This is a genomic window from Mesorhizobium sp. M0030, from assembly GCF_040323695.1.
GTDB lineage: Bacteria > Pseudomonadota > Alphaproteobacteria > Rhizobiales > Rhizobiaceae > Mesorhizobium.
Genome location: NZ_JAMYVE010000024.1, coordinates 40,681 through 48,963 on the forward strand (window position 1 = coordinate 40,681; position 8,283 = coordinate 48,963).

The following is an 8,283-nucleotide window of genomic DNA, read 5'->3' on the forward strand; positions in this document are numbered from 1 at the left end:
TCAAAATTCCGCGTGAATTTTGTTTCGGGCCGTGCCAGATTGCCTTGAGCGGGAGGGGAGTACACTCCTGGCTGATGCCGCATGCCTGCCGGAGAACCGGGCAGGCGGGCGGCGCGTAACGGAAAAAAATAACCGACAGGGTGTGGATCACATGAAACGTATCGTTCTCGGCCTCCTGGCCGCAACCGCAATGGTTCTTCCGGCTTTCGCCGCGGATGTCCAGCCGGCCATCCTCTACGATCTCGGCGGCAAGTTCGACAAATCCTTCAACGAGGCTGCCTATCACGGCGCCGAAAAGTTCAAGACCGAGACCGGCACCGCCTATGTCGAGTTCGAAGTGTCGAACGCCTCGCAACGCGAGCAGGCGCTGCGCCGCTTCGCCGAGGACGGCCGCAACCCGATCGTCATGGCCGGCTTTGCCTGGGAGGATGCGCTGAAGGTGGTCGCGAAGGAATATCCCGATCTCAACTTCGCCATCATCGACGATGCCGTCGATATGCCCAATGTCCGTTCGCTTGTGTTCAAGGAAAACGAAGGCTCCTATCTCGTCGGCATCCTGGCGGCGATGGCCTCGAAGTCCAAGAAGGTCTCCTTCATCGGCGGCATGGACATTCCGCTGATCCGCAAGTTCGAATGCGGCTATGTCGGCGGCGCCAAGGCGGCCGGTGCGACCGATGTCATCCAGAACATGACCGGTGACACGCCCGCGGCGTGGAACGATCCGGCCAAGGGCGGCGAGATCGCCAAGACACAGATCGACCAGGGCTCCGACGTGGTCTATGCCGCGGCCGGCGGTACCGGCGTCGGCGTGCTGCAGGCGGCGGCGGATGCCGGCAAGCTCGGCATCGGCGTCGATTCCAACCAGAACGGCCTGCAGCCCGGCAAGGTGCTGACCTCAATGCTGAAGCGCGTCGACGTGGCCGTCTACACCGCCTTCATGGACGGCAAGAACGGCACCTTCAAAGGCGGCCTGCAAAATCTCGGCCTCAAGGAAGGCGGTGTCGACTACGCCATGGACGACAACAACAAGGCGCTGGTCACCGACGAGATGAAGGCTGCCGTCGAAAAGGCCAAGGCCGACATCATCGCCGGCACGATCCAGGTGCACGACTATACCGCCGACAACGCCTGCCCGTATTGATTGATAAGAATTCGCTTACGAACCGCCGGGTAAAAGCCCGGCGGTTTTGTTTGAGGGCTTTAAAGGACGTTGAGGATTGGCGGAGGTCTCGGCGACGTCCGATCTCCCCCCTTGCGGGGGAGATGCCTGGCAAGGCAGAGGGGGGGCTGTCCCTCGGCCTAACGGCCAATCAGGTTGGCGATCCTTCACACCCCCTCTGGCCTGCCGGCCATCTCCCCCGCAAGGGGGGAGATCGGCAGTTTCGGCGTTGCGGGTCCTTCTTCGCAAGTCCATATGCGATTGCCTTGGACGTCAGGGCAGAAGCGCACCGCCGGTCGACAACAAGCCCAAGAGATAACCCAGCGCAAACACCACGATCAGCGCGATGGCGATGACGGCGCCGCGTCGGGCACCGAGCGAATGCACGCCGACGCCATAGGGCTTCCGCTCCAGTCTGCCGAGCGCCGGCGTCGCTTCGTCCTGGCCGACCACACGCATCTGCGGCAGTTCGGCGATGCGTTGCGAGATCAGCCGCCAGCGATCGTCGTCGCCCGAGGGCCGCCCCGTGCCGTCGAAGACATGCATGCGCTCGGCCAGCCGCATCACCGTGTCGCGGAAGGCGGGATCGATCGCCAGGTCTCGCTCGGCACGCTCGCGGTCGCGATCGTTCATCAGGCCAAGCACATAGTCGCCCGCCCGCGTAACGCGATCGCTTTCACCGGCCATCGGCTTCTCCTTGCTACCAGTGCGGCGGTTTGGTTATCGGCACGTCGGGTGCCGATTGTTCCTCCAGCGCCATGAAGCGCCCGGTCAGCGCATCCAGCTTGCGCTGCATGCGCTCGATGACCGTCCACTGTTCGGCGATCTGGCCCGACAGTTCCTCGATCGTCTTTTCCTGCTCGGCGGCGCGGATTTCCAGCGTCGTCAGCCGGTCGACAGGCATGATCATTCGAAACTCCCCAGGTCCTGGTGCACGCAGTGCAGCATGATGCGACTGTCGAGCCTTGCATATTAGTGAATGTGAAGGTCTGCGGCCACGTTCGAAATTGACAAGCGCACCGGGATTTGTCGAGAGTGGCCACTGCGCCGCCAATTGGCACGGGTGGGGCATCATGCTAGGCGTTTTGACCAAGCGATAAAAAAATAAGAGTGGGACAGGCTGCATGGCGCAAGCCGCAATCGAACTGATCGGCATCAACAAGAGTTTTGGCGCCGTTCGCGCCAATCGCGACATCAATCTGGAGATCGCACGCGGCACCATCCACGGCATCGTCGGCGAGAACGGCGCCGGCAAGTCGACGCTGATGTCGATCCTCTACGGCTTCTACCAGGCCGACAGCGGCGAGATCCGTGTCGGCGGCAAGGCGGCGTCGATCAAGACCTCCAACGACGCCATCGCGCTCGGCATCGGCATGGTGCACCAGCACTTCATGCTGGTCGACAATTTCACCGTGCTGGAAAACATCATCCTCGGCGCCGAAAGCGATGCGCTGTTGAAAAAGAGCATCGCCAAGGCGCGCTCCGAACTGGAGCGGCTCGAGCGCGAATACGGGCTGGAAGTCGATCCCGACGCCATCATCGAGGAATTGCCGGTCGGCCTGCAGCAGCGTGTCGAAATCCTGAAGGCGCTTTATCGCGGCGCCGAGATCCTGATTCTCGACGAGCCGACGGGCGTGTTGACGCCGGCCGAGGCCGACCATCTGTTTCGCATCCTCAGGCAATTGAAAGACCAGGGGAAAACGGTGGTGCTGATCACCCACAAGCTGCGCGAGATCATGGCCATCACCGACAATGTCTCGGTCATGCGCCAGGGCACGATGGTGGCGACGCGCGAGACCAGCAAGACGACAGTCGGCGAACTGGCCGAACTGATGGTTGGGCGGCGCGTGCTGCTGCGGGTCGAAAAGGGCGAGACGGAGGCCGGCGCGGTCAAGCTGGCCGTCAAGAACCTGACGGTGAAAGACCAGCGCGGCGTCACCATGGTCGACGACATCTCCTTCGATATCCACGCCGGCGAGATCGTCGGCATTGCCGGTGTCGCCGGCAACGGCCAGTCCGAACTGCTCGAGGCGATTTCCGGCATCAGGCGCGCGGTTTCCGGCTCGGTGATGCTCGATGGCAAGCCGATCGACCTGACCGGGGCCGCCGATCCCGGCGAGTTGCGCGACCGTGGGCTCGCCCATGTGCCGGAGGACCGCCATCATGTCGGCCTGGTGCTGGCCTTCGAGGAGAACGAGAATTCGATCCTCGGCTACCATGACGACCCGCGCTACCTGAAAGGGCCGTTCCTCAACATCGACGCCATCATGGCTGATGCCAAGGACAAGATCGAGAAATATGACATCCGGCCCGGCAATCCGCGTCTGAAAACGGCGAATTTCTCCGGCGGCAACCAGCAGAAGATCGTGCTGGCGCGAGAAATGGAGCAGGACCCCGGTGTTCTGATCGTCGGCCAGCCGACACGCGGCGTCGATGTCGGCGCCATAGAATTCATCCACAAGCGGCTGATTGCCATGCGCGACCAGGGCAAGGCGGTGCTGGTGGTGTCGGTCGAGCTCGACGAGATCCGTTCGCTGTCCGACCGCATCCTGGTGATGTTTGCCGGGCGCATCGTCGGCGAACGCGGCCCGGAGGCGACCGAAGGCGAGCTTGGTCTGCTGATGGCAGGCGTCGATCGCCAGGAGGCGGCAGAGTGAGCACGCCTTACGCCAAGCTGCCGGCCTGGGCCGATTATGGGCTGATCCCGCTGATCAATCTGTCAGTGGCCTTCATCGTTGCCGGTTTCGTCGTCATGCTGGTCGGCGAAAACCCGTTTCGTGCCGCCGTCATCCTGGTCGAGGGCGCTTTCGGCAAGGGAACCGGCATTGCCTTCACGCTGTTCTATGCCACCACCTTCATCTTCACCGGCCTGTCTGTGGCGGTGGCCGCGCATTGCGGCCTGTTCAACATCGGGACCGAGGGCCAGGCCTATATTGCCGGCCTTGGCGTGGGCGTGGTCTGCCTCGCCTTCGACACTGTGCTGCCGTGGTGGCTGACCTTTCCGCTGGCGATCGTCGCCGGAGCCGCCGTCGGTGCGCTGTGGGCGCTGATCCCGGCCTATCTGCAGGCCAAGCGCGGGTCGCACATCGTCATCACCACCATCATGTTCAACTTCATCGCGGCCTCGATCATGGTCTACCTCCTGGTTGGGCCGTTGAAGCCGGCGGCGTCGCAGGCGCCGCAGACGCGCAACTTCCTCGCCGGCGCCGAACTGCCCAAACTCAACTGGATCATCGAACTGTTCGGCGCCAAGATCCGCTCGGCGCCGTTCAACATCTGCTTCCTGCTGGCGCTGCTCATGGCATTCCTGGTCTGGCTGCTGATCTGGCGCACCAAGCTCGGCTACGAGATGCGCACCTATGGCCACAGCCCGAAAGCGGCGCGCTATGCCGGCATTTCGGAGACCCGCATCATCATTATCGCGATGATGATTTCGGGCGCGCTGGCCGGCATGATGACGCTGAACCCGGTGATGGGCGACCAGCACAATGTGGCGATCGATTTCGTCTCCGGCGCCGGCTTCGTCGGCATTGCCGTGGCGCTGATGGGCCGTCTGCATCCGGTCGGCATCGTGCTGGCGGCGATCCTGTTTGGCATGCTCTACCAGGGCGGCGCCGAACTTGCCTTCGAAATGCCGGCGATTTCCCGCGACATGATCGTCATCATCCAAGGCCTGGTCATCCTGTTTGCCGGTGCGCTGGAGCACATGTTCCGGCCCTACGTCCAGGCGCTGTTCGCCTCGTTCAGTCCAAGGTCGGTCGGCATCGAAGCGGTCAAAGGGAAGGGCGCCTGAGATGGACGTCTTCATCGCCATCGTGCAGATCCTGGACTCGACCATACGCCTGTCGGTGCCGCTGCTGCTCGCTTGCCTCGCCGGCCTCTATTCGGAACGCGCAGGCGTTTTCGACATCGGGCTGGAAGGCAAGATGCTGGTCGGCGCCTTTGCAGGTGCGGCCGCCGCTTCGGTCTTCCATTCGGCCTTCCTCGGTCTCGGCATGGCGATCGTGATGTCGGTCGCCTTTGCCCTGGTGCACGGCTTCGCCTCGATCACCCATCGCGGCAACCAGATCGTCTCCGGTGTGGCCATCAACTTCGTCGCCGCCGGCTCGACCATCATTCTGGGCCAGGCCTGGTTCCAGCAGGGCGGGCGCACGCCGGCGCTGCAGCCGGGCGAGCGTTTCGAGGCCATCACTCTGCCAGGTGCTGCCGCGATCCATGATGTGCCCATCATCGGGCCGATCTATTCCGAGCTGCTCTCGGGCCATTCGATTCTGGTGTATCTCGCTTTCGCCATGGTGCCGTTCACCTGGTGGGTGTTGTTTCGCACCCGCTTCGGCCTGCGCCTGCGCGCCGTCGGCGAGAACCCGGCCGCCGTCGACACCGCCGGCATTTCGGTCGCTTGGCTGCGCTACCGGGCCCTGATCTGCACCGGTGTGCTGACCGGCATTGCCGGCGCCTACCTCTCGATGGTGCAGAATGGCGGCTTCGTGAAGGACATGACCGCGGGCAAGGGGTACATCGCACTGGCGGCGCTGATCTTTGCCAAATGGCGACCGGTCAACGCTATGTTCGCCTGTCTTCTGTTCGGCTTCCTCGACGCGGCGGCGATCCGCCTGCAGGGTTCGCCGCTGCCGTTGATCGGCAAGGTGCCGGTGCAGTTCATGCAGGCGCTGCCCTATGTGCTGACCGTGATCCTGCTTGCCGGCTTCATCGGCAAGGCGATCCCGCCGCGCGCCGGCGGCGTGCCGTATGTCAAGGAACGTTGATCCGGGCGCCCAGGAGCACTGAGTCGAGCATGCGGCTGGTGCTCGAAAGGCGCCACGAAAACGCAAAGCGCCGGGTTTTGACCACGATCGTCGGAGAGAACACCTGAATGTCGCATGATCTGTTCGAAGCCGCGCAGGAGGCCATGGCCAAGGCCTACGCGCCCTATTCGAAGTTTCCGGTGGGTGCGGCGTTGCGCACCGAAGACGGCCGTGTCTTCACCGGCGCCAACATCGAGGTCGCGTCCTATCCGGAAGGCTGGTGCGCCGAGACCACGGCGCTCGGCCATTACATCATGGGCGGCGGCGGCAAGATCGTCGAGATCGCCGTCATTGCCTCGCGCATGGCCAAATGCTCGCCCTGTGGCGGCTGCCGGCAAAGGCTGGCGGAATTCTGCCGGCCGGACACAAAGCTCTATCTTTGCGACAACACCGGCGTGGTCGAGACCGTGACCATGGGCGACATGCTGCCCTACGGGTTTCGTGGCGACATTTTGAAGTGAGAGTTGGCTGATATGAAGGAAGCTCTGGACCACCTCGTTGAAAGGCTGGACGGGTTGGCGCCGACAACGGCGATGGTGCTGGGGTCGGGCCTTGGCGGGCTTGTCGACCAGGTCGAAAATGCCGTGCGCATCTCTTATGCCGACCTGCCGGGTTTCCCCCGCAGCGGGGTGACTGGCCATGCCGGCGAGGTGGTCGCGGGGCTTTTCGCCGGCACGCCGGTGCTGATGCTGTCCGGCCGCGCCCATTATTACGAGCACGGCGTTGCTGCGGCGATGCGGCCGGCGCTGGAGGTGCTTGCCGGCATCGGCATCACCAAGCTGATCCTTACCAATGCCGCCGGCTCGGTCGATCCCGACATGCTGCCTGGATCGGTGATGCTGATCACCGATCACATCAATTTCTCCGGCTCCAACCCGCTGATCGGCGAGCCGAGCGACCGCCGCTTCGTCGGCCTGACCGAAGCCTATGATGCCGGCTTGCGCGCGGCGATCGAACGGGCGGCGAAGGCGACAGGGACGGCGCTGCACAAGGGCGTCTATATGTGGTTTTCCGGTCCGTGTTTCGAAACCCCTGCTGAAATCCGCATGGCCCGCGTCATGGGCGCCAATGCGGTAGGGATGTCGACCGTGCCGGAGGTCATTCTCGCCCGCTTCCTTGGGCTTCGCGTAGCCGCCTGTTCGGTGATCACCAATCTCGCCGCCGGGATGACCGGGGCGGAACTGTCGCACCAGGAGACCAAGGACATGGCGCCGATCGGCGGCGCACGGCTGGCGACGATCCTTGCGCATGTGTTCCAGGATGGGTTGCCGGAGCCGAAGGGCGCTGCCTGATGCTTCCGCAGGAAATCATCCGCCGCAAGCGCGACGGCCAGAAACTGTCCCCGCAGGAGATTTCGGCCTTCGTCGCGGGCGTGACTTCGGGCAGCGTCTCGGACGGCCAGGTCGGCGCCTTCGCCATGGCCGTGTTCTTCAACGGCATGAACCGCGACGAGGCGGTGGCGCTGACGCTCGCCATGCGCGATTCCGGCGATGTGCTCGACTGGTCGGACCTGCCGGGTCCGGTCACCGACAAACATTCGACCGGCGGCGTCGGCGACAATGTCTCGCTGATGCTGGCGCCGATCGTCGCCGCTTGCGGCGCCTATGTGCCGATGATCTCCGGCAGGGGCCTTGGGCATACCGGCGGCACGCTGGACAAAATGGATGCCATCCCAGGCTATATCAGCCAGCCGGATATCGCGCGCTTCCGCAAGACCGTGCTCGAGACCGGCTGTGCCATCATCGGCCAGACCGCCGATCTCGCGCCCGCCGACCGTCGCCTCTATGCGATCCGCGATGTGACCGGAACGGTGGAATCGGTGCCGCTGATCACTGCCTCTATCCTGTCGAAGAAACTGGCGGCCGGCCTGCAGTCGCTGGTGCTCGACGTCAAGGTCGGCAATGGCGCCTTCATGGAGAAGTCGCGCGACGCGACAGCACTTGCCAACAGCCTGGTCGAGATCGCCAACGGCGCCGGCCTGAAGGCCTCGGCGCTGGTCACCGGCATGAACGAGCCGCTGGCGTCGGCGGCCGGCAACGCGGTCGAGGTGCGCAACGCCGTCGATTTCCTCACCGGGAGGCTCCGCGACAAGCGACTGGAGGATGTGACGCTGGCGCTGGCCGCCGAGATGCTGCAATCGGCAGGGCTGGCGTCGTCCAATCAGGACGGTCTCAGGCGCGCGGCCGAGACGCTGGCCGGGGGGGGGGCGGGGGGGGGCGGCCGGCGGGGGGGGGGGGGGGCCGGGGGGGGGGGGGGGCGGGAGGGGGGGGCGGGGGAAAAAAAAAAGGCAGCGGCGGGGGGGTGGTGGGGTGGGGGGGG

9 protein-coding genes are annotated in these 8,283 nt (G+C 64.3%); 7 read left to right on the top strand and 2 right to left on the bottom strand.

Features of this window, described 5'->3' with window-relative positions; all coding sequences use genetic code 11:
• Positions 1 to 151: 151 nt before the first annotated feature.
• Entirely contained in the window at positions 152 to 1,141 is a 990-nt protein-coding gene (locus NKJ80_RS29915; RefSeq protein ID WP_023683177.1) for a BMP family lipoprotein, read from the top strand.
• Between the two features lie 291 nt (positions 1,142 to 1,432).
• On the opposite strand, the gene NKJ80_RS29920 is transcribed toward NKJ80_RS29915, so the two are convergent.
• On the bottom strand, positions 1,433 to 1,846 hold the full coding sequence (locus NKJ80_RS29920; RefSeq protein ID WP_023755057.1) for a hypothetical protein: 414 nt from the start codon (positions 1,844 to 1,846) through the stop codon (positions 1,433 to 1,435).
• A gap of 13 nt (positions 1,847 to 1,859) precedes the next feature.
• Positions 1,860 to 2,066, bottom strand: coding sequence for a SlyX family protein (locus NKJ80_RS29925; protein WP_196813704.1), 207 nt, complete (start codon positions 2,064 to 2,066; stop codon positions 1,860 to 1,862).
• A 217-nt stretch (positions 2,067 to 2,283) separates the two neighbouring features.
• Between NKJ80_RS29925 and NKJ80_RS29930 the strand changes: the two genes are divergently transcribed.
• From NKJ80_RS29930 to NKJ80_RS29955, 6 genes are all read left to right on the top strand, one after another.
• Entirely contained in the window at positions 2,284 to 3,816 is a 1,533-nt protein-coding gene (locus NKJ80_RS29930; protein ID WP_023755056.1) for an ABC transporter ATP-binding protein, read from the top strand.
• Positions 3,813 to 4,952, top strand: coding sequence for an ABC transporter permease (locus NKJ80_RS29935; protein WP_023686470.1), 1,140 nt, complete (start codon positions 3,813 to 3,815; stop codon positions 4,950 to 4,952). Before NKJ80_RS29930 ends, NKJ80_RS29935 begins: the two co-directional genes overlap by 4 nt.
• 1 nt (position 4,953) lies before the next feature.
• Entirely contained in the window at positions 4,954 to 5,925 is a 972-nt protein-coding gene (locus NKJ80_RS29940; RefSeq protein WP_023683182.1) for an ABC transporter permease, read from the top strand.
• 107 nt (positions 5,926 to 6,032) lie between these two features.
• Positions 6,033 to 6,425 (top strand): cytidine deaminase, encoded by a 393-nt coding sequence (cdd, locus tag NKJ80_RS29945; protein ID WP_023683183.1) that lies wholly within the window; start codon positions 6,033 to 6,035, stop codon positions 6,423 to 6,425.
• Between the two features lie 12 nt (positions 6,426 to 6,437).
• Positions 6,438 to 7,256: a purine-nucleoside phosphorylase gene (locus NKJ80_RS29950; protein WP_023686468.1), complete on the top strand. Its 819-nt coding sequence runs from the start codon at positions 6,438 to 6,440 to the stop codon at positions 7,254 to 7,256.
• On the top strand, positions 7,256 to 8,283 hold a 1,028-nt coding region (locus NKJ80_RS29955; RefSeq protein WP_352498872.1), incomplete at its 3' end, for a thymidine phosphorylase. The genes NKJ80_RS29950 and NKJ80_RS29955, both read left to right, overlap by 1 nt.